This is a genomic window from Desulfomicrobium apsheronum, from assembly GCF_900114115.1.
In the GTDB taxonomy this organism is placed as follows: domain Bacteria; phylum Desulfobacterota; class Desulfovibrionia; order Desulfovibrionales; family Desulfomicrobiaceae; genus Desulfomicrobium; species Desulfomicrobium apsheronum.
Genome location: NZ_FORX01000004.1, coordinates 138,189 through 162,772, shown reverse-complemented (window position 1 = coordinate 162,772; position 24,584 = coordinate 138,189). Strand labels below are relative to the sequence as shown.

The 24,584-nt window shown below is 63.0% G+C and carries 19 protein-coding genes; 15 read left to right on the top strand and 4 right to left on the bottom strand.

Features of this window, described 5'->3' with window-relative positions:
• Positions 1-58: 58 nt before the first annotated feature.
• The 4 genes from BMZ40_RS06280 to BMZ40_RS06270 are packed head-to-tail and all read right to left on the bottom strand — an operon-like array spanning position 59 to position 2,307.
• On the bottom strand, positions 59-766 hold the full coding sequence (locus BMZ40_RS06280) for an RluA family pseudouridine synthase (protein ID WP_092373251.1): 708 nt from the start codon (positions 764-766) through the stop codon (positions 59-61).
• On the bottom strand, positions 763-912 hold the full coding sequence (locus BMZ40_RS19525; RefSeq protein ID WP_177193046.1) for a hypothetical protein: 150 nt from the start codon (positions 910-912) through the stop codon (positions 763-765). The genes BMZ40_RS06280 and BMZ40_RS19525 overlap by 4 nt, the downstream gene beginning before the upstream one ends.
• Complete coding sequence (locus BMZ40_RS06275; protein WP_092373250.1) at positions 909-1,622, bottom strand: hypothetical protein; 714 nt, start codon at positions 1,620-1,622, stop codon at positions 909-911. Before BMZ40_RS06275 ends, BMZ40_RS19525 begins: the two co-directional genes overlap by 4 nt.
• Positions 1,623-1,656: 34 nt before the next feature.
• Positions 1,657-2,307 carry an arylesterase gene (locus BMZ40_RS06270; RefSeq protein ID WP_092373249.1) on the bottom strand — a complete coding sequence of 217 codons (651 nt, stop codon included), beginning with the start codon at positions 2,305-2,307 and terminating at the stop codon, positions 1,657-1,659.
• Between BMZ40_RS06270 and BMZ40_RS06265 the strand changes: the two genes are divergently transcribed.
• From BMZ40_RS06265 to BMZ40_RS06195, 15 genes are all read left to right on the top strand, one after another.
• Positions 2,306-2,980 carry an ABC transporter ATP-binding protein gene (locus tag BMZ40_RS06265; RefSeq protein WP_177193045.1) on the top strand — a complete coding sequence of 225 codons (675 nt, stop codon included), beginning with the start codon at positions 2,306-2,308 and terminating at the stop codon, positions 2,978-2,980. The genes BMZ40_RS06270 and BMZ40_RS06265 overlap by 2 nt on opposite strands.
• The gene (locus BMZ40_RS06260; RefSeq protein WP_092373248.1) at positions 2,980-5,511 is read left to right on the top strand and encodes an ABC transporter permease; all 2,532 of its coding nucleotides are present in this window, start codon (positions 2,980-2,982) and stop codon (positions 5,509-5,511) included. The genes BMZ40_RS06265 and BMZ40_RS06260 overlap by 1 nt, the downstream gene beginning before the upstream one ends.
• Positions 5,512-5,806: 295 nt before the next feature.
• Positions 5,807-7,933 (top strand): vWA domain-containing protein, encoded by a 2,127-nt coding sequence (locus BMZ40_RS06255; protein ID WP_218143741.1) that lies wholly within the window; start codon positions 5,807-5,809, stop codon positions 7,931-7,933.
• Between the two features lie 11 nt (positions 7,934-7,944).
• Positions 7,945-8,703 (top strand): ABC transporter ATP-binding protein, encoded by a 759-nt coding sequence (locus tag BMZ40_RS06250; RefSeq protein WP_092373246.1) that lies wholly within the window; start codon positions 7,945-7,947, stop codon positions 8,701-8,703.
• Positions 8,700-10,529, top strand: coding sequence for an ABC transporter permease (locus BMZ40_RS06245; protein WP_092373245.1), 1,830 nt, complete (start codon positions 8,700-8,702; stop codon positions 10,527-10,529). Before BMZ40_RS06250 ends, BMZ40_RS06245 begins: the two co-directional genes overlap by 4 nt.
• Entirely contained in the window at positions 10,519-12,228 is a 1,710-nt protein-coding gene (locus BMZ40_RS06240; protein ID WP_092373244.1) for a formylglycine-generating enzyme family protein, read from the top strand. The genes BMZ40_RS06245 and BMZ40_RS06240 overlap by 11 nt, the downstream gene beginning before the upstream one ends.
• Positions 12,229-12,255: 27 nt before the next feature.
• Positions 12,256-12,903 carry a YMGG-like glycine zipper-containing protein gene (locus BMZ40_RS06235; RefSeq protein ID WP_092373243.1) on the top strand — a complete coding sequence of 216 codons (648 nt, stop codon included), beginning with the start codon at positions 12,256-12,258 and terminating at the stop codon, positions 12,901-12,903.
• Positions 12,900-13,442, top strand: coding sequence for a hypothetical protein (locus BMZ40_RS06230; RefSeq protein ID WP_092373242.1), 543 nt, complete (start codon positions 12,900-12,902; stop codon positions 13,440-13,442). The genes BMZ40_RS06235 and BMZ40_RS06230 overlap by 4 nt, the downstream gene beginning before the upstream one ends.
• On the top strand, positions 13,439-14,542 hold the full coding sequence (locus BMZ40_RS06225; protein WP_092373241.1) for a S41 family peptidase: 1,104 nt from the start codon (positions 13,439-13,441) through the stop codon (positions 14,540-14,542). The genes BMZ40_RS06230 and BMZ40_RS06225 overlap by 4 nt, the downstream gene beginning before the upstream one ends.
• A 111-nt stretch (positions 14,543-14,653) precedes the next feature.
• Positions 14,654-15,799, top strand: a complete 1,146-nt coding sequence (locus BMZ40_RS06220) for a TolB-like translocation protein (protein WP_092373240.1) — start codon at positions 14,654-14,656, stop codon at positions 15,797-15,799.
• 138 nt (positions 15,800-15,937) lie between these two features.
• Positions 15,938-16,582, top strand: coding sequence for an SEL1-like repeat protein (locus BMZ40_RS06215; protein WP_143075561.1), 645 nt, complete (start codon positions 15,938-15,940; stop codon positions 16,580-16,582).
• Positions 16,579-18,762, top strand: a complete 2,184-nt coding sequence (locus tag BMZ40_RS06210) for a hypothetical protein (RefSeq protein WP_092373238.1) — start codon at positions 16,579-16,581, stop codon at positions 18,760-18,762. Before BMZ40_RS06215 ends, BMZ40_RS06210 begins: the two co-directional genes overlap by 4 nt.
• Before the next feature lie 92 nt (positions 18,763-18,854).
• Positions 18,855-21,509, top strand: coding sequence for a hypothetical protein (locus BMZ40_RS06205; protein WP_143075560.1), 2,655 nt, complete (start codon positions 18,855-18,857; stop codon positions 21,507-21,509).
• A gap of 58 nt (positions 21,510-21,567) precedes the next feature.
• The gene (locus tag BMZ40_RS06200) at positions 21,568-22,182 is read left to right on the top strand and encodes a hypothetical protein (protein WP_092373236.1); all 615 of its coding nucleotides are present in this window, start codon (positions 21,568-21,570) and stop codon (positions 22,180-22,182) included.
• 35 nt (positions 22,183-22,217) lie between these two features.
• Complete coding sequence (locus tag BMZ40_RS06195) at positions 22,218-24,581, top strand: hypothetical protein (protein WP_092373235.1); 2,364 nt, start codon at positions 22,218-22,220, stop codon at positions 24,579-24,581.
• Positions 24,582-24,584: the final 3 nt, after the last annotated feature.

Genomic DNA, 24,584 nt, shown 5'->3' with positions numbered 1-24,584 from the left:
GTACGGCTTTGATGACAGGTTTTCGCGGGCGCAGGCCGGTCGTTGACCGAGGCCGAAGTCAGGTTTCGGAAGGGGAGGCGGGTGCCTCGAGCGCGATGGGGGCTACGTGCGGGGCGAAGTCGCAGGGGGCGTGGAACATGATCCATTCGCCGCTGTAGGGGTGATGCAGGCCCAGTTGACTGGCGTGGAGATGCAGACGGTCGCCCTGCCTGGCGTCGCCGTAGAGGTTGTCGCCGATAATGGGATGGCCAAGGCTGGCCATGTGCACTCGCAGTTGATGGGAGCGGCCGGTGTGGGGGCGCAGCAGGACCAGGGTGCTCTCTTGGGCGCGTTCAAGCACAGAATAGTCCGTCAGGGCTGGTTTGCCCGTGTCGTGGCAGACCATCTGCCTTGGGCGGTTGGGCCAGTCGCAGATGAGTGGCAGATCCACCTGCCCCGAGTCCTCGGTCATCACGCCGGTAACCCTCGCCAGATAGACCTTGCGGGTCAGGCGGTCCTGGAATTGCTGCCGCAGGATCGCTTCGGCCTTGCGCCGCGTGGCCACGACCAGCACCCCCGAGGTGCCAAGGTCCAGGCGATGCACGGCCTGGGCCCCGGGATGGATTTCGCGCACCCGCGACAGGACCGAGTCCAAAAGCTCCGGAGTGCGTCCGGGTACGGACAAAAGGCCGCCCGGCTTGTTGACCACGATCATGTCCCGGTCTTCATGGATGACGGTCAGCCGGGGTTCGGTCGGAGGATTGTAGTCCAGGGGGGTGAGGGTCATGATGCGGCCGAGCCCTGCGCGGGAAGGGCGGCCTGAACTGTCGGGGCTTCCATGGCCGCGTCGATTCCGCTCAGGGTTTCATCCGGCACGGCCGCGCAGGCCATGAGGGGGAACAGGAGTGCCTTCGGGCGGAAACAGGGCGTCACTGCAGAATCTCCGGAGACTCGGCGGTAGGTTCGAACACGCCGAGCTGATCGAGCTGCCAGCCGACATCCTTGCCGATCATCTTCTTCTTGCGCACGGTGATCCACCAGATTCCCTTCCATTGCCATCCGGGAATGGACATGACGTAGGTGGCCTGGCGTTGCAGGGATCTGGCGATGAGATCGACAGTGTCTTCCAGGCGTTCCTGCGGGGTGAGTCCGGTGCGTCTTTCCAGGGTGGCGCGGCCCTGCAGGTGCAGTCCGAGCAGGTCGGTCAGCCCGTTTCCGGGAAAGCTCTGGATGAAGGCTCCGGGCACTGCGGGCAGGGTGTGGGCGTCCGGCGCGTTGGTGGTCGTCACGCCGGTCTTGTCGTCGTAAATGGTGACCAGTTCCACGAAGTGCTTGCCCATCCCGTAATATAAAACCAGATAGGTTTTCTCCGCCGCGTTTTTCCAGGTCCGGCAAAACAGGGCCTGATCCTTGGATGCGATCTGGAAGTCGAACATGATATCGTCGTCGAACCCATGCTCACGGGCCCAATCTTCAGCCTGGCGCAGCGGCTGGCGCAGCTCCTGATCCGAGGGCACGTGCGAGCGCGGGACCATTCGCTCCCGGGGAGAGGACAGCGCATCGACGGTGATGCGCATGATCTTGACGGACAGAAACCAGGCTCCAATGAGGATGCCTAGCAGCACGAAAGGCAGAGTGGTCATGAGTTCCCCACGACAAGGATGTATGTTTTATTGATTATGCCGGACTTTGCATCAGCGCGTCCACTTCGTCCAGGACCATGGGCAGGATGCCGTCCACGATGCGTTCCACACCGTCGGCATTGGGATGCAGGCCGTCCTCAAGCAGCAGGCCTGGGTCGGATATAACCCCGTCCAGGAAAAAAGGGTACAACGGCAGCTCATATTTCTGGGCCAGATCGGGAAAAACCTGCTCGAACTCTTTTCGATAAGCCGCTCCCCAATTGACCGGGGCACGCATTCCAGCCAGTATGACACGGGCTCCGGCCTCCAGGCACTCCTTGATAATGGCTTCGAGGTTGGCGCGCATGGGCGCCGGGTCCAGGCCGCGCAGGCCGTCGTTGGCGCCGAGCTCCAGGATGACCAGATCGGGCTTGTCCTGCAGGGACCAGCCCAGGCGTGCCCGCCCGCCGCTTGAAGTGTCGCCGGAAAGGCCGGCGTTGGTGACCCGGACCTTGCGTCCCTGGCTGAGCATCTGCTGCTCCAGCTGGGCGGCGAATGACTTGGAGGGTGGCAGGTTGTAGCCTGCGGTCAGGCTGTCCCCAAAGGCGAGAATATGGATTTCACGCTCCGCGCAAGCTCCGCGGACCGGACATAACACGATCAGGGCCACGGCCCAGGTGATACCCCATACAAGGATGGATGACATGAATGCTTCCTCTTCTGTTGTGCTCTCAAACGTTCATTTGACGCTAACCGCCGGCTCGGGGCCGGTCAACATATTGAGCGGGGTCAATCTGCGGGTCGCCCAGGGCGAGACCCTGGCCGTGGTCGGCCCTTCCGGTTCCGGCAAGACGACCATGCTCATGCTCATGGCCGGGCTGGAGCGGCCGACCCTGGGCCAGGTGCAGGTGGCCGGGGTGGACCTGACCGCCCTGACCGAGGACGCGCTGTCACGCTTCAGGCGCGAGCATCTGGGCATCGTCTTTCAGGCCTTTCATCTCATCCCGACCATGACGGCCCTTGAAAACGCGGCCCTGCCACTGGAATTCGCCCATCATCCACAGGCTCGCGGCCGGGCTCTGGAGGCGCTGGAGCAGGTCGGACTCGGGCATCGCGGGAGCCATTATCCCTCGCAACTTTCCGGCGGCGAGCAACAGCGAGTGGCCCTGGCCCGCGCCTTTGCCGCGCGGCCTCGGATCATCCTGGCCGACGAGCCCACGGGCAACCTGGACGAGGAGACCGGGGCGAAGGTCATGGAACTGCTCTTTACCCTACAGGCCGAAGAGAACGCGACCCTGGTCCTGGTCACTCATGACCGCTCCCTGGCCGAACGCTGCGACCGGGTGGCCACCATGCACTCCGGACGCATGGAGGCGTGATGGGTATCAAAGATTTGCAATTGTCCCTGACGCTGTGCCGCCGTGAGCTGCGGGGCGGCCTGCGCGGTTTTGGCGTCTTTCTGGGCTGCCTGTTTCTGGGGGTTCTGGCCATCAGCGCCGTGGGTTCCCTGGGGCGCGCCTTCGAAGCCGGACTGGCCGGTGACGCCAAGGCCATCCTCGGTGGGGACGTGAGCGTGAGCCTCACCTCACGCAGCTTGAGCGAGGACGAAGCGGCATATCTCGGCAGTTTCGGCGAAATGAGCCGGATCCTTTCCACGCGCACCATGGCCCGCGCCGACGCGCAGGGAGTGGCCGCAAAATCCGTGCTGGTCGAGTTCAAGGGCGTGGACGCGCTCTATCCCCTGTACGGTCGCATGGAACTGGAAGGCGGCAATGAGGTGCAGGATCTGTTCGCCGTCAGGGACGGTCTGCCCGGAGCCGTTGCCGACCGGGGACTTCTCACCAGGCTTCAGGTTGCGGTGGGGGATGAGATCCGTGTCGGCGACGTGCGCTTCGCCCTGCGCGGGATCATCGAGCGCGAGCCGGACCGCGTGGTCGAATTCTTCAGCCTCGGGCCCCGGCTCATGGTCTCTGCCGACGTCTTCGCGCAGACCGGCCTGACCCAGCCGGGCAGCCTGTTCCGCGCCGAGTATCTGCTCCGTCTTGATGGCGGGGACGCCGAACAGATGGTAGCCCGGATCCGCGCCGACCACCCCGATTCGGGTTGGCGGGTGCGCGACTACATTCACGCTGCACCGCGCATCCGCACCGTACTGGAGCGCCTGAGCGTGGATCTGACCCTCATCGGCCTGGGCGCGCTTCTGGTCGGGGGCCTGGGCATCGCCGGGGGCGTGCGCGGATATCTTGGCGGACGGCTCAACCACATGGCCGCCATGAAGTGCATGGGCGGTTCGAGCAGGGTGCTGTTCATCTCGTATCTGGCGCAGGTCCTGTTCCTGGGTTTTGTCGGAGCCTGCGCCGGGATGCTGGCCGGGAGTGTTGTGCCCTGGCTGGCGGGGCGATTCTTTTCCGACGTCCTGCCCATTCAGGTCCGCGCCGGCATTTATTTCGCCCCCCTGATCCAGGCCGCTCTCTTCGGGCTGGTCACGACCCTGGCCTTCTCCATGCCGCCCCTCTTTCGCGCGGTCATGGTGCGCCCTTCGGGGATTTTCCGGGGCTACATCTCGGCCGACATGGCGCGCATCCCGCGCGCTGCGATCCTGCCCACGGCCGCCGCCTTTGTCCTGCTGGCGCTGATGGTCTTCTGGTTCGCGGGCAACAACAAGCTCGCGGCATGGTTCGTGGGCGGCACCATCATGGCCTTCGTGCTCTTCAAGGGGCTGGCCCGGATCATTCGCTGGCTGGCGGCCAGGGCGCCGCGATTGCCCTGGCCCAGCGCCCGCATCGGCGTGGCCAACATCCATCGCCCGGGCTCGCCGGGCGTGAGCCTGGTCTTTGCCCTGGGTTTTGGACTGACGGCCCTGGTGGCCGTGGTCATGGTCAATTCCAGCCTGACCAGGGCGCTGACCGCCGAATTGGCCGAGGAGGCCCCGGACTTTTTCTTCATGGACATCCGGCCCGATCAGGTCGAGCGGTTTCGCGCCCTGGCCAATGACACCCCCGGCCTGTCGCGGCTGGATCTGCGCCCCATGATCCGGGGGCGCATCGTGCGCATCGGCGACACGCCGGTGGAGAACGCCACCGTGGCCGAGGAGGTGGCCTGGGCCGTGCGCGGGGACCGCGGCCTCTCCTACAGCGAGGACTTTCCGCGCGGCAGCACCCTCCTGCGGGGCCAGTGGTGGGAGAGCGGGTATGCCGGTCCGCCGCTCATTTCTTTGACTTCCGACCTGGCCCAGGGGTTCGGGGTGGATCTTGGTGACACGCTGACCGTCAATGTGCTGGGCCGAAACCTGACCGGGACCATCACCAGCATCCGCGAGGTCGACTGGCGGACCCTGGCCATGCAGTTCGCCATCATCTTTTCTCCGAACACCCTCGACACCGCTCCGCAGACCTGGCTCGGGGCGGCCTACGGCGTGGACGACACGGAATCCCTGTACGCCCGTGCCACGGAAGCCTTTCCGGAGGTGGCCGTGATCACCATCCGCGAGGTGCTCGACAACGCGGCGCTGATCTTGACCCGCACGGTGCGCATCTTCCAGGTCATGGCCGGAGTGGCGCTCCTGGTCGGGTTTCTGGTCCTGGCCGGAGCCTTCTCTGCGGACCAGCACCGCCGCATTTACGACAGCGTCATCTACAAGGTCTGTGGGGCAACACGGCGCGACATCCTGGCCATCCTCGTGGCCGAGTTCTCCCTGGCCGGATTGTTCACGGGCCTTGGCAGCCTTGCGCTGGGCACGATCACGGCCTGGGGCGTGGTCCAGGGCCTGCTGCGCATGCAGTTCCGGCCGGACCTCACCATGGGCCTTTTGACCGTACTGGCCGGTGTCGGGGTGTCGTTGTTCATGGGTCTGCTTGGTACCTGGCGCGTTCTGGGCCGCAAGGCGGCTCCGTTTTTGCGCAACGAATGATGCATTTGGAGTTTTTGCGCCCAGGTTTGCATGATCCGCGATCTTTCCGAATCCTTTTGGTCTGGAATTGAGCCCAGTTCAGCGCCCTTTTTCAACATGCTGAAATAGAGAGACTTCTTTGGTGTTATTTTTGATTACATTCAGCAGTTACATACTTATTTTGTTCTTTTCGGCTCGACTTGCCTAATATAAGTTTGCATTATTGTTCAGTTTATTTTATTACTTTTGTGGATAAATTTTGTAACGCCGTTCATTGCAATACGTAGAATTCCAACTCACGCAGTCAGGAGGTGTCATGTCTCGTTATCTCGCGTCCGCACGGAGAATCCTCTCTCTGGGCACGGTTATGTGCCTGACAGCCTTTGCCGGAACAGGACTCGCGGCCCTCGCGGATCTCGAAGGGACCCAGGGGCATGCGCCGGCGGACGGTCTTGCCGCGCTGGAAGGAGATGTCGGACATGTCGGGGCCACCCCGCCTGATGACGGAATCGTCTGCCAGCCCGGCAGCCCATGCCTGGAAGCCGCCACCCAGTTGCCGCTGCGCATCCTGCCGCGTCCTTTTTCCGCCATGTACCGCGATGCGGCGGCGAGCGAAGACGGAATCGTCCTGGCCAATGTTCCCGCTTTTCGTCCCCTCTATGTGTTCGACCGCCAGAATCTCGACCTGAGCCAGGCCTCGGATCCGCGCGGGTGGTACCAGGTCGGCCGTTCCAAGACCGAGCCCGAGGGCTGGATGCAGGCCCGGGACGTGCTCGAATGGCGGCAGGCCCTGCTGGTTTCCTACACCCATCCCGGCAATCCTCTTGAAGGACGCAGGCCCGTACTCATGTTCAACGACCGCGCCGCGCTTGAAGCCGTGGTCGACGACATGGACATGGCCGGCAAGGCCAAGGGCATCTACGACGCCATAGACGCCAAAAACATCCCCGACAGCGTTGTCAGCATGGAACCGCAGCGTTTTGTGGACATCACCCGCCAATTCTATGTCCTGCCCATCCTGCAGTGGTCGCAGACCAGGATCGACGGCGACGACGCGCGCCTCCTGCAATTGGCCGCCGCCGTGCCGAACAGCCGCGGTGCCGACACCCTTAAAAGTCCCGACTATCTGGAACAGGCGCAGGTGGGCCGCTCGGCTGGCGGAGCCACCATGCGCGACGTGAAGACCGATGTCGTCTTCGTCATCGACACCAGCCGCAGCATGCAGCCCTTCATCGACATGACCCGCGAGGCCGTGGCCGGGATGACCAGAAAATTCAGCGCCGAGACCGCCGATCGCTTCCGTTTCGGCCTTGTGGTCTTCCGGGATTCCCTGGCGGCCGCTCCCCAGCTTGAATACGTGACCCGCAACCTGACGCCCGAACTGGTGCCCGGCGAGCAGCTGGTCGAACTGCTTGAAAAGGACGGTGGTGCAACGGCCGTGGGCAGCGTGGACTATGCCGAGGAAGCCTTTGCCGGAGTGGACGTGGCCCTGCATTCCAAATGGCGTGAAGGGGCTTTGCGCTTCGTCATTTTCGTCGGTGACGCCAGCTCCCATCCCAAAGGACACCCCCAGAACACCACCGGCAAGGACGAGACCGATCTGCGCCGCGAATACGACGACGCCCAGGTGCATCTTTTCGCCATTCACCTGCAGGATCCCCGCGCCGCCGAGGATCACCCCCGGGCCCTGGCCCAATTCTCCCACCTCGCCCGGGTGCGCGGTAACCCCGAGAGTTCCGCCATTAGGGAGGTCAACGCCTTCGAGGAGCAGCAGTACCGCGATCTGGCCGAACATCTGACAAGCCGCATCAACGCCAAGCTCAACGAAACCATGGGCGGTTCCGCCGGCGCCGATACCGCCGGGGCGGCCGACGCGGTCGGGGCGGCTCCGCTTGAGGAGTTCGACAAGCTCTGGGAGGCCGCGCTCATCGAGTACGTCGGCAAGGAGGCCACCCCGCCCAAGGATATCGTGGCCTGGACCCTGGACCGCGACCTGATCAACCCCGCCGACCGCGCCCTAGACGTGCGCGTCTTGGTCACACGCGAACAGCTGTCCTCCCTGGCCCAGTCCCTGGATCAGGTCGTGCAGGCGCTGATGCGCGCCCAGGTCACTCAGGGGCAGTTCTTCGAAGCCCTGCAGAGCGTATCCGGCCAGACCATGAAGCGCCCTGACGACATCGGCGGGGCCGCGACGCTGGCCGAGTCCGGGCTTTTGCCCGCATTCATCCAGAGTCTGCCCTACAAGAGCGACATCCTGTCCCTGACCGACGACATGTTCGCGAGCATGACGGCGGAGCAGCGCTCGCAGCTGGAGTGGAGCGTCCTGGCCAAACTCGATCAGTACCGCACCATCAACGAGCAGGTCGATGCATGGTTCCGTCTCAACGACACGGACCCGGACCAGGATCTGGTCTATCCGCTGCATCTGGACTACCTGCCCTAGGCGGGAGCGGCATGGCTGAAGCGATCGCGCCCATGATCCGCCTGGACGGGCTCGTCAAGACGCGTTCCCAGAGCGAGAGCGTTTTCGAACTGCACGTGCCGCATTTCGCGGTCCGTCCCGGGCAGATGGTCGCGGTCATCGGCGAGAGCGGCTGCGGCAAGAGCACGCTGCTCGACACGCTCGCCCTGGTCATGGCTCCGACACGGGTCGAGCGCTTCGAGATCACCTCCGGGGAAGCGACGGTTCCCATCGACGTGGCGGCCCTGTGGGCCCGGGACGACGAGGACGGCTTGTCCGCATTGCGTCGCGACCTGTTCGGCTACGTTTTGCAAACCGGAGGCCTGCTGCCTTTTTTGAGCGTGCGGCAGAACATCTGCCTGCCCGCGCGGATCAAAGGCGGCGAGATCACGGAGACCCGGGTGACGGCGCTGGCCGATCGCCTCGGGGTTGCCGGTTGCCTGGACCGGATGCCCGTGGCCCTGTCCATCGGGCAGCGGCAGCGGGTGGCCATCCTGCGCGCCCTGGCGCACCAGCCGCGGCTGGTCCTGGCCGACGAGCCCACGGCGGCCGTGGACAAGGCCCGGGCGCGGGCCATCATGGACGACATGCACCGTCTGGCCCGCGACGAAGCCGTGGCCGTGGTGGTGGTCACCCATGACGTGGATCTGGTCATGGACCGCGCCGATGTCGCCTACACCTTCGATACGCGGCAGGTCTCCGAACATGTCACCAGTTCGCTGTGCAGGCCGGTCACGGAGGGTTCCCCATGACCTCTCCCCGTCCTTTACGGCTCATCCCGGCTCTCGCCGCCCTGCATCTGCGGCACGAATGGATTCTGACCCTCTGCCTGGTCATCGCACTCGCAGCGGTGATCTCTCCCCTGCTTGTCCTGCTTGGCCTGAAACACGGCACCATCCAGACCCTGCGCGAACGCCTGGTCGAGGACCCGGTTTTCCGTGAGATCCGGCCTGCGCAAACCAGGGAATACAAGCCCGAGTGGTTCACGGATGTGGCCTCCTGGCCTGGCATCGGCTTTCTGACCCCGACCATCCTGCCTTTGTCCTCGGTCATCAGCATGGTGCGTGAGGACGCGGGCAAGGCCGAGCTTTTCGACCTCATCCCGACCGCGCCCGGCGATCCGCTGCTGCTTGAGAACGGTGCCATCGTGCCCGAGGACGGCGCGGCAGTGCTCACGGCCGAAGCCGCCCGGCGCCTGGGCGTAAAGGCCGGCGAAGAAGTCGTGGCGCGGGTGACGCGCTCCAGGGGCGGGCGTACGGAGAATGTGGAGGTCCGGCTCAAGGTCGCGGCCGTGCTTGATGCGCGGGCAGGCTCTCTTGCGCGGGTCTATGCGCCTCTTTCGTTCGTGCTCGACGTCGAGGCCTACAAGGAGGGCTACGCGGCCCCGGCGCGCGGCTGGGCCGGAGATACTCCCGAGCCCTTTGCCAGCTTCGACGGGGCCGTGCTCGTGCTGCCCGAACCGCTCTTTCCCATCATCCGGTCGGGGCTGGTCATCAACACCGGATTTGGCCGTATCGCGGACCTGACCCCGGAAGGGGCACGGGAACTGCTCGGATTTTCGCCGCCCCCTGGCCTTGCAATCTACAACCTGCTTTCGCCGGGGACTTCCCTGACCGCCTCAAACCTGCGGGCCATCGAGCAGAAGCTGCGTGGATACACCCGCGTGCTTTTGCCCTATGTCCGTGATGTCGTGGTCAAGCGCGGAGAAGAGGAGCTGCGCCTCGTGGGCCTGTCCCTTGGTGAGGAAGAAGCGCGACTGCTCGGGGTCCCGCCGACGCCGTGGGGCGGATACGCCGGACGGCTGCCCGAGGGGATTCCCGGCGTCCTGTGGCCCGCCGCCCAGGGCGTGCCCGCCGGAGAAACGCCGTCGCTGCGCAGCCAGGGCGTGGCCGAGCTGGAGTTCGATCTGCACGTGCTCGGGGAGACCGCCCTTGAGCATCCGGTGGTGCCGGTGGAGCTTTTGGGAGTGCTGCGCACCGCCACGCAGCGCGCCGTGGCTTTCGATCGCGGCACGGGGCGCTTTGAAATGGCGCGCGGCGGGTATCGGGGCTTTCGGCTCTATGCGCAAGGCATCGACGATGTCCCGGGACTCTACCACCGGCTCAAGGGCCAGGGCATCGAGGTCATTGCCGAAGTGGAGGCCATCGAGCGCATCCAGGTCCTGGACAGGGGGCTTACCCGCCTCTTCTGGCTCATCGCGCTGCTGGGGCTTTTCGGAGGGACGGCGGTGCTGGTGGCCAGTCTGTATGCAGCCGTGGAACGGCGCAGGCGTGATCTTGGGGTGCTCAGACTGCTCGGTTTTGCGCGCAGGCATGTCTTTTTCTTTCCCATCGCACAGGGGCTCATGATCGCCGCGCTGGGCCTTGCGGCCGGATTTGGCGGCTACGCGGCCCTGGCTGCGACCATCAACCATGCCTTTGCCTCCGAGCTTGCTCCGGGCGAGGCTTTTTGCGTCTTGCCGGGGCCGTATGTTCCGGTTTTCTGTCTGACAACCCTCGCCCTGGCGGCTCTTGCCTCTCTGGCAGCCGCGTGGCGGGCGACATGCATTGATCCTGCGGAGGTCATTCGTGAGCAATGATGGCGTGAGGCCGGGCCGGCGACTTTTGGCCGTGATGTTTTTTCTCTTTTTCGCGGCGGCATGCGTGCTCAGTCACGCTGTCTCGATCACGGCGGCCCTGGCCGAAGCGCCGCCGCAGACTCCTTTCAACCCGAAACCGGCCGAAGGCGACCTGATCCTGCCCATGCCGGGCGACGCCCAGATGGTTTTTCGCAAGGTTCCTGTGCCGGGCAGCGGATTCTGGGGCGACCAGAGCCGCATCATCCAGATCGGCGACGCGGCCGGCGGAATCTTCGAGGGGCTGCAACGCACCCAGATCAGCGGCTCCTTTCCATCCGGCCCGGATGGAACCTGGGAGCTGGTCATGGCCAAATACGAACTGACCCGGGGCCAGTTTGTCGCGGTCATGGGCATGGACGCGCTCCTGGCCGCCAGCGGCGACCCGGAGGACCAGAAGCTGCCGACGCTGAAAGGCCGCGAGTTGCGCGACGCGCTCATGATGCCGCTGGCCTATGTCGGTCATGGGGATGTGCTTGAATTCATCCGTCGTTACAATCAGTGGCTGTTCGATCCCGCCCATCCCGAACGGGTCGAAGCCATGCCGCGTGTGGACGAGGCGCCCGGATTCATGCGCCTGCCCACCGAAGACGAATGGGAATACTGCGCCCGTGGCGGCCTCGTTGCCATCCAGGCCGGCACCTTCGACAACGGTCTGCCTTTTCCGGCAGCCGAGGCCAACGAGTTCGCGTGGCACCTTGGCAACGCCAAGCATCAATTGCGGCCGGTGGGGCTGCGTAAGCCCGCCGCGGGCGGCTTTCACGACCTCTTCGGCAATGCCCAGGAGATGACCTCGGGGCTGTTCCGGCCGGAAATCTGGCAGGGCAAGCCCGGCGGCGTGGCCGTGCGCGGCGGAAGTGTCTCGACCCCCCCCGCGGACCTGCGCAGCGCGCTGCGGGCCGAGCTCGACGTCTACGCCTGGAACGTGGACGAGAAGAAGGTCGAGGAGCGGCGATCCTTCAACACCGGGGCACGTCTGGCCATCGGAGCCAACGTGGTCGTGACCTCGGCCCAGCGCACCCGCATCGAGAAGGAATACGAGGCCTACAAGGCCGACCTGCGAAGGACCATGCCCGTGGGTCGCACCCTCGATAACCTTGTCAGTCAGGCCTCGGTTCAGATCGGGTCGGCGGACCCCATCATCGAGCGGCTGATCAAGGAGAATCCGGGTCTGCGCGAACCGCTTGGCGCGGTACAGTCCACCCTGGAGAAGGCCCGCGAGCGCCTGGAACTGGCCCAGCGTGAGAGCGCGCGCAGCCTGGCCCAGGATGCGGCCCGCAACGGGGTCAACCTGTCCGTGTATCTTTCCCGTCTGGCGCGGCTTACGGACACCCTGGCCCTGGCCAAGGAGCTGGCCGAAACATCGTCGCGCTACCAGGAACAGGTCGCGGCGGTGGAGAAATCCATGGCCGAACTGGAGACGGCGCTTGGAGAGCAGATGCAAGGCTACAAAGACAAGATCGGCACTTTGGGCGAGTACGAAAAAGCGTACATCGATTTTGCCTTCACGGAGCTTGAAGCCAGGGAGATGACCAAGCGTGAACGTCTGGTCATGAAGCTGCTCAAGGGACACGCCGAAAGTTTCGCTGAGCAGCGCCGAGCCGACACAGACCTGTGGCTGGAAGAGTTTCGTAAGGGTTTTGCAGAATTTTCAGATTCATAAAACAAACAGTTTCAGGAGGATGAGGAGATGAAAAAGATAGCGAAGGTGCTTGTTGTGATGCTTCTGGTCTTCGCTCTGTTGCCAGGATGCGCGACCATGTCCGACAAGAACCGTACTCAGGCCGAAGGTACAGGCGTGGGCGCGGTGCTCGGCGGCCTGCTCGGTTATGCCGTGGGCGGCGGACGCGGCGCGGCCATCGGAGCGGCGGCCGGTGCGGGTCTGGGATTTCTGGTCGGCAATGAGATCGCCAAGCGCAAGCAGGCCTATGCCAGCACCGAGGATTTCCTCGATGCCGAGATTGCAAACACCCAGGAGTTCAACAAGACCGCCATCGCCTACAACGCCAAGCTTTCCAAGGACGTGACCACGCTTGAAAAGCAGTCCAAGACCCTGCGCGCCCAGTACGACAAGGGCACCGTGGACAAGAAGGTGCTGGTGGCCAAGAGCGACGAGCTGCAGAAAAAGATCGATGCCAGCAAGAAGCTTGAGGACACTCTGGACAAGGAGCTTGAAGTCCAGACCGCCATCCTGGCCGACGAGAAAAAGACCCGCCCGGCCGATGACCAGTACATCGTGCGTCTGCAAAAAGAAGTGAACACGCTGCAGAAGAACCTGGACAAGCTGCGCGACGGGAGCACCCAGCTGGCCCAGATCGATCAGAGGTTGTCGGTATGAGGAGGACGATTTTCATCCCGATGCTGTTCGCGGCGATGCTTCTTGCCGGTTGCGCGGGCCAGCATGATCCGCGCACGGGAGGCTTTTTCGGCGGTGTCGCCGGTCTGGGCGGGGGCGGCTACAAGGATCGCGTGGCAGAACGCGAAGCCCGGCTTCAGGAATTGCGGGCCACGCAGAGCCAGCTCGATGCCGAGAAAGGTCAGCTTGAGGCCCAGAAATCGGCGGCTCAGGCCCAGCTCGACAAGGATCAGGCGCGCGTGAAGGCCATGCAGACCGAGATAGCGGCCCTCGACAAGAAGACCAAAAGCCTCGCCGCCAAGGAAGGCGCGGACAAGCAGAGCGTGGCCGACCTGCAAAAACGGGTCACCGAACTCAAGGGGAAGATGAACAAGCAGGCGTCCTCTCTGGATGATCTGGAAGGCAGCGGCCTTGGGGACGCGGACATGGACCTGCGCCGCAAGCAGCTTGAAAAACAGCGCGACTCGTTGCGCAAGGAATACGATCTGCTCATGAAGATGCAGATGGAGCTGGCCCAGTGAGGATTGCCGGTCTACTGGTCCTGGCCGTGACGGCGGTTTTCGCCACTCATGCGGGGGCGCTCTGCGCGCCCCTGGATGAGATCCGCCGGATTCTGCGCGAGGATGCCCTTGTGCCTCCTGCCCCGGAGGTTCTTGAGGCCCTGGACGAGGCCCGTCTGCCGGAGCTTTTGAAGCAGATCGATCCGTATGCGCGGTATTTTCCGGCCCGGGAGTATCAGTCCCCCGTGACCGGACGCGAGGCCTGGATCGGCATCGGCGCTGAGCTTGTCGTGCGTGGAGGCGAAATTTTCCTTTCGATCTACAAGGGCGGGGCGGCGGATCTGGCCGGAGTGCCCGACCGCTCAAGGCTGCTTGAAATCGACGGCAGGAGCGTCGCCGGACTTGAGCCCGTGGCCGTGGCGTCCGCCTTGAAGGGCGAGGAGGACACCGCCGTGCGCCTGCTGCTCGCTCGGCCGGACGGGCGCCAGGAGACGGTCACGATCATCCGCGAGCCTTTCAAGCCTCTTGATGTGGAGCCGATCCCTCCGGGCGACCGGCAGGTGCTGCGCATCCGCGAATTCGTGGCCGGGATGACAAGGCCCGCCCTGCTGGCCACCATCGATTTTCTGGCCCGAAAGGGCGCGGCGCGGGACGGGCTGCTCATCATCGACCTGCGCGACGCAGGGGGCGGTGACCTTTACGAGGCCTTCGATATAGCGGGCCTGTTTCTTCCGGCTGGGACGCTTCTGGGTTCTATCCAGGGGCGCGGCAAGGAAGTTCGCGAAGTACGAGCTCCGTCCGGGGAAAAATACCTCATGCCGTTGGCACTCATCGTGGGGCCGGACACGGCCAGCGCGGCCGAAATTTTCGCCGGGGCATTACACCGGCAGGGCAAGGCGAAGCTCGTGGGCCAGCGCACCTACGGCAAATGCAGCTCCCAGACCGACGTCCGCCTGTCCGACGGTTCGGTCCTGCGCTATACGAACCGGGATGTGCTGCTTCCCGGTGGGGATTCCTGTTCCGGCGCGGGCCTGACCCCGGACTTGGAGATGTCCGGCGCTACGCTTGGGAATCTGCCCATGCTCGTGCAAGAGGTGGAAGGCGCATTCGCCCCGAAATGATCCCGGCCCCGGCGGATTGGAACGCGGAAGAAGAAGGCGAAATGCCGTGAGAGTATCGTGGCGGATGGCAAAATGATTCAGGATAAATGAATCTTCAAACGGAGAGCAAGCATGATTCGTCGCCTCGCCCTGACCGCAATGGTCCCGCTGATGCTGTCCGGCTGCCTCCTTGACGCCCTGTATGGAGACTTGCCCAACACCGTGTGCATGGAACCGGCCATACATTCCCTAGCCGGATTGAACAGCCCTTATGACGATTTCAATGCCGTGGCCGGGCCGCCGCCGCTGAAGATGGACGCTTTTATCGCTTTTGCCAGCAACGCGGACAGCAAGGGCCATCATTTCACTATCGACACCGGTCGCCTGCGGTTATTGCAGGAACCGTATCCCGATCGCAGACAGTCCCGTCCTCCTGCACCGCAATTGAGCGTGGAGCGCTACGGGGCTTTTTCCGCCATTCCCGCCTTTCACGGCAACGTGCGCGGGCCTACCCCGCTGTTTCCGCTTTCGGATCCGCAGCGCATGTATGATGAGCCTTTTCCGCCGCACATGACCCAAAGTTACCCCCTGACGGAAGAGCCGTTGCCCTGGAACGGCACCGGAGAGCTTCCCGGTGGCGGGGTGTGGCTCTTCGACTCGGATCACGAGGGGCGGCGTAACCTGTATCTGGTCGACACGGCCGGGGATGTGCGCCCCTTCTTCGGCAATCGCGCCGACTCGGACGAAGCCTACGCCACTTACGACTTCAAGCGTCATGAACTGTACTTCAGTTCCAATCGTTCGGGGAAATATCGCATCTACCGATACCGTAATCACGGCGGCAGTCTCGATTTCGCGCACTGGCTGGCGGATCCCTCGCGGGCCGCGGATATCGAACCGATGGCGGAATTGGCCTCTCCCGGCAACACCATGGCACCCTTTGTTCATGGCGATAATCTGTTCATGGCCTCCGATCGCCCGGGCAGCCTGGGCGGGTTTGACCTCTTTGTATCGATCAGATCCCATGGTGATTGGCAAGTGCCCAGAAACATTCAGAAATTCATGCCGGAGAATGTGCAGGTGAACACCCTTGGCAACGAGTTCAGGCCTTCCATTCTCGGTCTTGGGCTCAAGAACCTTTATGATCTGCGGGTGCTCATGTTCTCGTCTGATCGCTCGGGAGGTAAAGGGGGCTACGATCTCTATGTCACGGCTCTGCCCGAAGGGGCCCTGCAGGCCGGGACCGGGGAGTCTGTTCCCGGGACAATGAATGAATAAATGGCGTATGCAGGCTGGTTTTATCGTGAACTGCGGAATTGCCGCGGTATGAATTCCGTGTGTGGAGGAATCATGAGGATTTGGTTGTGTTTGGTTATTCTTTTGTTCTCCTGTCCGCTGCACGCGTCGGAGCCGGCCGTGGACACGCTGCCGCCCGAGCTGATCAGACTGCGAGACGAAGGGCAGCTCACAGTCAGGGCCCTGTGGGCCTGGAAACTGGTCCCCGAATCCACTGCAGGCGTGGCGATGGAGTTTCGCGCCCTGGGCCTGGACCTCATTTCCGCAGACAGGGCGCAGCTTGCTTCCTGGCTGGGGCAGGCAGACGAGGGGCAGCTTGACCTCGGCGAAGCCCAGCGTGATGTTCTGGGACAGCTGATCAGCCGCATGGATGAAGGCTTGCCCTCGGGCGAACAGCCCGCTTTAGAGACTTCCGTTGCCCAGGAGCCTTCCGTTGTCGAAACAAATACTGCTGGCAAAGGCGAGGGCAAAGATCTTGGTGAAATGATCAGCGATCTTGGCGCTCAGGCTGACGGTGGAGATCCCAAGGCGAAGGTCAGCCTGGCCATTGCGCTCAGGGCTGGCATTGGCGGGTCGCCTGATCCGGTCCGGTCCGTGGCCCTGCTTGAAGGCGCGGCCGCAGCGGGTGATGCCGATGCCATGGCGCTTTTGGCCGATGAATATGAAACCGGCTTGTGGGTGCCCCAGGATGCGGAGAAGGCGGGGCAACTGCGTCGAAACGCCGCCCAAGCAGGATCGCAACTGGCGCAGTGGGGGCTCGAATGAAAATCAGGGCATTGCAACGGGCGGGCGTTTTGTTTCTGGTTCTGATGCTTGCTTGGGGCGGCGCGCCTCTTGCGGGCGAATTGAAGCAGCCCACACAAGGCGAGATAGCACAGCAGGTCGTGGTGGATGACAGCATGAAGGCGGTCATGAAGACCTTTCTCAAGGCCGGTTTGACATACGATTCCCTCCCCAAGGGAGCCGGAGCGGAGATTCGCGCCGCCCTTGAGTACTGGAAGGGAAACAAGGACGGACTCAAGGAGTTTGCGGGCAGGCTCGGCAAACTGGCTGAGTCCAATCGCGAGGCGCTGATGGATATGATCCGGAGCAAGAAACTGCGCGAGTTTGCCGTCATCGCGCTGGATGAAAGCGCTTCGGGGGCGTTTCACAATGTCGGCCCCGACGGCCTGAAAAAGCTCGTGGCCTACAGCGGTGACACCTTGGACGATGCCGGGGTCAGGGCGCTCGGCCTCTTGAACCGAGTCGAGGATGCCATCACCGCCACAGGAAAGGTTCCGGCGCATTTGGCCGACGATCTGAAGACAGCCCTCAATCAACTTTCACCCGCTCAGCTCCGGGCGGCCCACAAGCTCCTGTCCGAAAAGGGAACCAAGGCCGCCGTCAAAGATTATCTGGTCAAGAATCCCGGAGTCATCGGCACATTTGTCGACGGCGTCTTTGTCCTGGCCTTTGACGTGCCGGCCCTCATGGCCATGAGCGACGCCGAGGAAGCGGCGGCCAGCGCCACGGGCACGGGTTTCGGTTTTGCGGCGCAGACGGCTGGCACGGCGGCCACCGCCGCCCTGGGCGGAGGCTTCCTGCCGGGCCTGGTGGTCAGCTGGACGAGTTCGCAGGTCAAGGAGCTGGTCACTGAGATGATCATGCTCCAGTACGACCGCGCCAACGCGGCCATGAAGGAGCAGTGGGCGGACATGGAACTGCGCATGAACGCCATTCGCGGCATGCTCAAAGTCGACGAACTGCTCAAGACCGGCGAAGTGTCTAAGGCTTCCGATTATTTGGCCAAGGTCGAACGGTACGCCATGGAACAGAATTTTCCCAACGAGGGTATTTTCGAGAAAATACAGGACTTGAAAGGCATCGTGGCCAAGGCCGAGGAGCGTGGCGCCGCCAACCAGATAATCGCGCAGGCACGGGTGCCATACATGTACGGTTACCGGCTGGCCAGTATGGGGCGCAACCTGACTCTGGCCCGAACCTACGTCGAGGAGGCACTGGCCGTGTTGCAGGAAGCAGTGGGCCGTCATCCTGAGCTCGAGGACAGGGTGCGGCAGACGCAGGGGCTGATCGCGCAGATCGACCGCATGATCGCCGAAGCCCCACCGCTCGGACAGGCTACGGTCACTGGGCCGGATTCAGTGATGCCTGGGGAAATCGCGCATTTTGAGGTCAGTCTGACCGGCGGCATCCCCGATTACCATCCTGTGGATATGAACGGCCTCGCCCTTTCGACGGGCGCCGTGTTTTACTGGGAGGCCCCGTCCGAACCGGGAGTGAAGACCGTGGCCTTCCGGGTCCGTGACGACGCGGGCATGACCGCCGAGGCATTAAAGGAGATTGAGATGGCGGGTGAGGAACAGGCTTCCGGTCATCCGGGCGAGATGACCGGTGAAATCTGGGAGATCATGAAGGACGCGCCCATGCTGACCATCACCTTCAAATCCTCTGCCTCGTCCTACGGTAATACGCGTCCGACCATCAAGGCCAAGGTCGCGCCCGGATCGAACATTTCCTTTCCGGTCAGCTACAGCGAGAATGGGTTTCAAGTTGAAGGGCAGGCTCGCCTGCAGTTTTCCTCAGACGGGCTGACCATCACGCAACTGAGCCTCGACCTTGATAGCATCAGCCCGGACTATGGGCTGATGGTCAAGGAAGAGATCAGGGTCGGCCCTTTCCACGAGGTATCCCTCGATCCGAAATACAATCTGGTCAGCAAGAGCGCCTGCCGCCCCGAGGACGGTTTGAGGTACGCCTATGCACTGGAAGACCGTGCGCCACGCGGCACATACAGATACGGTGAACATTTATTTTCAAATACAGGAAATGGTTTACAAAAAGGACCTTTGGAATGGAAAGAAACTGAGAGAATAGAGTATGCATATGATTCCAGAACGTGGAGTGTGTTTGAACGGGTGATGATCAGTTTTGAAATGGAAAAATAATTTATACGAATTTTCATAAAATTTGATTTTTTGTGCAGACAAGTCGAGTGTAGATATATTTTTTTAATTACTGATAGGCAAAGGAGGCCTGCATGCGTTTATTTGCGACAATGCTGGCAGTGTTTGTGTTTTTGATTGCGTCGGGGATTGCTTTATCTGCACCCGATTCATCTCCGGACACGGAGATCGCCACCGGCCCGGACGGCCTCCTGCAGATGGAGCAGCAGGGCAAGGTCACGGTCCGCGCACTGCGTGGATGGGGCCGCTTGCCGGACAAATACATGAACCTCGCCCAGAGGATGCGCCAGGAGGCCAGTCTCGACCTTCTGGGAGCTGACCTTGATCAGGTCCGGCAGTGGAGCGCCGATGCGGCCCTGGAACAGTACGGGGCGGAGCTGACGGAGTTGGTCGGTTTTATGGAGGGCGGGGAACATCTCGACTGGGCCCCTCCGGCCCCGGGCGCGTCCGTGCCAGCGGGAACCCTGGTGCGCAGCGCAGGCGTGCGCTGGGCCCAGGAGTCGGACGGACCCGTTGCCGTGCCCGGTGCGGTTCCCGAAAAGGGTTCCGCCGATGTCGCGGCAACCCCTGAGGCGGAGGCTGTTGCCCCGGACCCGGTCAGCGCGTCGGAGCCGTCCACGCCCGAAGCGCCGGACGCCCCATCGCAGCAGCCCGTGGCTGCGGCGGACGAGCCGGAAAAGGCCAAAGCCCCGAATCAGGCGCTACCCACCGACGAGGGACCCGAGGACGGAGTCGAGTTTCCGATCAATTATCAGGTTTCCGGCACCTACCGGGTCAAGCTGCGGGTGGAGGGCCTGAAGAATGTCTCGGTGGACCCTTGGTTCAAACACGCGGCTCCCGCGCTCTTGCCGGACAATCCGGATATTCTCGCCAGGGAAAAGGGTTATTTCGAACAGAGGACGAGTCAGCTGCCTGATCCTGGAAAAACGGGTGATACGAACAGTCCGTACGATCTTGTCCTGGGCGTGGCCACGCCGGACACCCCCGTGGTCATCCATGTGGACGCCCCGGAGAACCCTGCCGTCACCCTGAGCGAGCAGGAGATCAAGGACAAGGTTTCGTACCGTGTAGCGAGCAAGTCAGTGCTGTTCCATCCTTTCGACGAAGCCAGGGGTGACGCCGAAATCGACTTCAAGAAAGAGCTTGATTCGCTCAGCTGGACTCCTCGCCTCGATCCCGGGACGGGTCGGCCCGTTGGCCCCAGGGCCGTGGGCGTGTACATGGCCTATCGGCTGAAAAAATATGTCGGGGAACACGAGCTCGGCGTTCTGAAGTACGAGTACCATCGCATCGGCTGGGTATTGGCGGCCATGCCTGGCGATGTCTATGAACGCTCCGGGTCCCTCTATGCCGTAGGCAGTGACGAGCCCATTTCCGGCGGGGACGGCTCTGCCGGGACCCCGGTGCAGGCAGCGGAAAAGTTCGATTTCGAGTTGCCACAGTACGCCCTGGACGAAGGGGCCCTCAGGCTCTCCGACGACCTGCGCCACGTGGCCTGGGTCGACGGCGAAAGAAAGGGCAGAAAGCGCATGTTCGTCAACGGCCAGCCCGGCCCGTGGTATGACGACATCAAGACCTACACCATGCTTTTCAGTCCCAACGGCGAAGCCTTCTACTACGAGGCCGAGGTGGGGGAAAAAGTCGTCCCTATCCACAACGGGGCCCAGGGTCCCGTCTTTGACGACATTGAGACAATGGACCTGAGCGACGACGGGGCTAGCATCCTCGTGGGTGGCGAAACGGGCGGTGTCTACCGGGTGTTCCTGAACGGGAGCCAGGTGCGCGAGACGCCTGACCGCGTGGAGAAGGGCGTGATCGGCCCGGACGGGAAGGCGGCCTGGGTGGAGCGCGGCAAGGACGAGTCAGGCAAGAACTACGCCATGGTCGTGACCGCCGAAGGCGTGACGGGGGCCAGGTACGCAGGAATCCACAGTGGTATCGTACGCACCAGCGGTCGCTCGGACATGTGGTACGTGGCCGAGAAGGAGGGCGGCGACCGCTATCTGATCCGCGACGGTGAGGAGCTCAAACCCTCCATGGGGTATGGCTCCCAGTTCACCGTGACCCCGGATGGATACAACTACGCCTTTGTTGCACCCCAGGGCGAGGACATGGACTGCATGGTCGTCAAAGGACAGATCGGCCCCGATTTCAAGAAGATATGGAACCCGGCGACCTTCAGTGCCGACGGATCGCGTCATATCTACGAGGCTCGTGGGGACGATGATGCGTTCCTGGTGGTGGACGGGAAGGTCGTCTCCCACGGTTTCGGCCCCTTGAAGGATGTGGCCGCCCAGACCTTCAGTCCCGACGGCAGCCGTTGGGCCGCCGGTTTCCAGCTGAACGACGAGGAGTACGTTATCGTCGTGGACGGCAAGGAGATCGGGCGGGGTAGCGGCAAGCCGCGGTCCATCGTTTTCAGCCCGGACGGCTCGCGGGTGGCGTGGCTGGAGAAGCAGAAAAAGTTCTGGCGCGCCTACCTCGACGGCGAGGCCGGGCCGGAGTTCCGGGAAATCTATGACGAAGAGCCGCCGCAGTTCAGCCCCGACGGAAAGGCCTTCGTGTACTTCGCCAGGGACAAGGACAAGAAGATGCACATTGTCGTGTTCGGCGGCGAGGACCGCGTCCATGACCTCATTCCGCCTCGCGCGATGTTCGTGGAAGGTGGTCTTGAGTATCTGGCCATCGACGGGACGCACTTCAGGCGAGAGAGCATTGCGCTGGATTGAAAAAATGGCCCGCTTCCCCACCAGGAGCGGGCCATTTTATGAGAATACAGGAGGTGTCATGGCTGCAGAAAAAAGAGCTTCGACTAGAAAGCATTCTCCGGGAACGGCTCCGCTGACCCCGGAGCAAACCAAGGCCTGGGTGCTGACCTATGGCCGTCATTCGCGCATCTACGCCTGGGGCTTCTTCGCGCTGGTCCTGCCCGTGATCCTTGGCGTGATCTGGTGGGAGATGGGTGAGATAAACGAAGACGTGATTTATTCCTTCGGCTTCGCGGCCGTGGTGACCTTTCTCTTGGCCAAGTGGTCGCGCAAGCAGACGGTGAAAAGCTGGGTCGGGGTGGTGGAGGAGTTGTTCATGAAAAAGGTGCGCGTGCGCCGTGACGGTGACCAGCACGACGACATTTCCTATAAGCCCATGGCCAGGATTCGGACAAGGGACGGCAAGGTTTGCACCCAGCATCTCTCCCAGGGGCTGTACGAATATTTCAAGCCCGGTGACAGAGTTTTCAAGGTTTCGGGCCTGGAGGTTCCGGAGAAGGTCTCGCTTGACGGCGACCGCCGCGTCTGCCTGGCCTGCGGCAGCCTCTACGGTCTGGGAAGCGGCCCATGCCCCCGCTGCCGCGCGCCCGAGCCGGATCACGGCACGCTGGTGCGCCTCGTCGGGGCCAACTGAACAGAATATCGTACTTTTTTTTCGAGAGCACATTCATGAAACGAATCGTTTTTGCGTGTCTGCTGTTTGTTCTGGCCAGCCTTCCGCTTTCCGGTATGGCGGCCTCTCCCCTTGCTGCCGATGTGGACGCCAAGCTGCTGGGACTGTCTCGGGAGGGCAAACTGACCGTCAGGGCCCTGCAGGGCTTCGGGCTTCTGGATGAGGGGCATCGGAAGCTCATTCTGGAACTACGGTCCAAAGGAAAGCTGGACGCCCTTTCGGCGAACGGTGCGCAGATCGACACCTGGCTGGCCGATGCCGCCAGCGGCAAACTGGATTTGACGCCAGAGCAGCGGGCAGGACTGGCGCAGACCCGTGAGTTGTTCCGGGAAATCGAGGCCCAGGCGGTTTCTTCCCCGACCGTGGGGAACGTGAGCGGTGAGACCGTCCCTGCTCAAGCCCCGCTTGCCGATCCGCCGCAATCCGCCGCAGGTTCGCAACTGCTGACCGGAAGCGCAGGCCCCGATGGCGAGATCTTCGGCATCGTCAGCTCCGGGACCAAGGAAGCGACCATGAAGGTGGTCGACTACGCCAGGGGCAGGGCGGTCTTCGACCTCGAGGCCTCGACGCAGGTCGTCAGCGATTTCGTGTCCAGCGGCCGCGTGGAGGAGGAAAAGGGGGTACTCAGCGCGTACATCGATTTTTTGAGCCCTGTGGTCGGTGGCATCGAGGCCTTCACCCACATCGGCACCGGGGGCGGGGCTTTCGCGGGCGCCCTGGGGTCGTTTTTTGGCGAGTTCGGCGGCAAACTGTCGACCAATATCGCGACCAACGCGGGCTACGCGAACCTGCTCATCGCTGCGGTGCAGACCTATGACGACGTGACGACCAAGGGTTTGCAGCACAGGGAGACCGGAGTTCAAGTCTACAAGAACATCCTGGGTAATGTCTCGACCATCGCCTCGCTCATCCGCGGGCCCTACGTGACTTCGGCGCGAGCCTATGCGCTGAACCTCGGTTTCGCCGCCGTCTACATCTTCGGGTTTACCCTGGACAGCCTGGTGGAAGAGGCCCAGGCCGTGCGCAGCGCGACGATCAAGGCCGTGCACGCGGCCTATTATTCCGCAGGGAGCAATTATTACATCACCGATGACGGGTGGTACCGGAACTTCGCCAGGCATTACGACGAGGCCATGAAGAACCCGTCCGACCCGACCAGCGCGTTCCAGGCCGCCTACAGCGGCATGCAGAGCGACATCGAGCAGTATGTGACCGGCTACTGGAATCATGGCGAAAACGACATCTTCACGGTGCTTGAAGCCGGACGGCGCTTCAACTACGAAGCCACGCCCAAGGAACGGGAGTACCTGAACGCCGTGGCCCGCCGGGATCTTTACAAGCGCCTCAACGCCAGCGTCCTGCCGCGCATCCAGCGCTACATGCTGACCCGCTTCAGCGAAGAGGCGGCCAACGCCCTGGACAAGATGTGCGAGCCCATGAACACCCGCTGTCGCATCCGCATCTTCGAGAGCCAGCCCGACGAGTTCACGGAACGCACCTACGCGGGCTACGTCCTGCGCTTTGCCCATATCGGCGGCGACGGGCAGGTCGCCTTCGCCACGGGCGAGGGCTGGACGCACAGGCTGCCTGCCCTGGACGAGGACCCCGCTCCGGTGGACGTGGAGATGACGGTGCTCGGCTACCTGGAGTGCGGCGCGCCCAACACGCTCTTGTTGTTCAAGCCGGGGGCGGACAGCGACGACCCGGCAAAAGCGGAGCGAACGATCTCCTTCAAGCTGGACAAACGCTTTCTCGACTTGGACATCCGCGGCGAGCCGGCCGGGAACGTCTGGGCGCTGACCCGGATCGAGCCCTACAACATCGAGCAGTTCGGGAAATACAGCTTTGAGGGCCTGCCCGAGCACATGGACAAGTTCATCGAGTCGTCCGCAAGCCCCACGGCATTCCGGCTGCAGTACACGGAGGTCATCCGCTGGAAGGACAAGGGCACCGAAACGCGCACGGGCGGCGTGGAGTTCTCGCTGCCGCGCCATTTCGAGGCCGATGTCGACGGGTCGCTGAAAATCGGCGCCTCGTACTCGCGCAACGAGGGCTTTGTTGACCGCAAGGGTAAAAGCAGCGTCGGGATGTTCATCATCCTCGACGCGAGCGTCATGGGGCAGGGCACGCGGGTTGCCGATGAGACCGTCGATGTTTCTTTCTCGCCCCAGTTGGAGCCCGGGAGAGTGCGTCAGGCCGGCGCCATGATCCTTCGGGGCAAGGATGTGCACACCATCGACGTGGGCCTGTGGCATGCCACGGGCCTGGGGCTGGTGCCGAAATACGGGGCCCGTTACACCTATGAATGGATGCCCTTTGCCGAGGCCAAGGGCAGACAGCCCCTGATCAAAGGCCAATAGCGT

Bases quoted from the DNA above. Each gene is read 5' to 3' on its own strand.
- BMZ40_RS06280 (WP_092373251.1), bottom strand. From the start codon at position 766: ATGACCCTCACCCCCCTGGACTACAATCCTCCGACCGAACCCCGGCTG.
- BMZ40_RS06275 (WP_092373250.1), bottom strand. From the start codon at position 1,622: ATGACCACTCTGCCTTTCGTGCTGCTAGGCATCCTCATTGGAGCCTGG.
- BMZ40_RS06265 (WP_177193045.1), top strand. From the start codon at position 2,306: ATGAATGCTTCCTCTTCTGTTGTGCTCTCAAACGTTCATTTGACGCTA.
- BMZ40_RS06270 (WP_092373249.1), bottom strand. From the start codon at position 2,307: ATGTCATCCATCCTTGTATGGGGTATCACCTGGGCCGTGGCCCTGATC.
- BMZ40_RS06260 (WP_092373248.1), top strand. From the start codon at position 2,980: ATGGGTATCAAAGATTTGCAATTGTCCCTGACGCTGTGCCGCCGTGAG.
- BMZ40_RS06255 (WP_218143741.1), top strand. From the start codon at position 5,807: ATGTCTCGTTATCTCGCGTCCGCACGGAGAATCCTCTCTCTGGGCACG.
- BMZ40_RS06250 (WP_092373246.1), top strand. From the start codon at position 7,945: ATGGCTGAAGCGATCGCGCCCATGATCCGCCTGGACGGGCTCGTCAAG.
- BMZ40_RS06245 (WP_092373245.1), top strand. From the start codon at position 8,700: ATGACCTCTCCCCGTCCTTTACGGCTCATCCCGGCTCTCGCCGCCCTG.
- BMZ40_RS06235 (WP_092373243.1), top strand. From the start codon at position 12,256: ATGAAAAAGATAGCGAAGGTGCTTGTTGTGATGCTTCTGGTCTTCGCT.
- BMZ40_RS06230 (WP_092373242.1), top strand. From the start codon at position 12,900: ATGAGGAGGACGATTTTCATCCCGATGCTGTTCGCGGCGATGCTTCTT.
- BMZ40_RS06220 (WP_092373240.1), top strand. From the start codon at position 14,654: ATGATTCGTCGCCTCGCCCTGACCGCAATGGTCCCGCTGATGCTGTCC.
- BMZ40_RS06210 (WP_092373238.1), top strand. From the start codon at position 16,579: ATGAAAATCAGGGCATTGCAACGGGCGGGCGTTTTGTTTCTGGTTCTG.
- BMZ40_RS06205 (WP_143075560.1), top strand. From the start codon at position 18,855: ATGCGTTTATTTGCGACAATGCTGGCAGTGTTTGTGTTTTTGATTGCG.
- BMZ40_RS06200 (WP_092373236.1), top strand. From the start codon at position 21,568: ATGGCTGCAGAAAAAAGAGCTTCGACTAGAAAGCATTCTCCGGGAACG.
- BMZ40_RS06195 (WP_092373235.1), top strand. From the start codon at position 22,218: ATGAAACGAATCGTTTTTGCGTGTCTGCTGTTTGTTCTGGCCAGCCTT.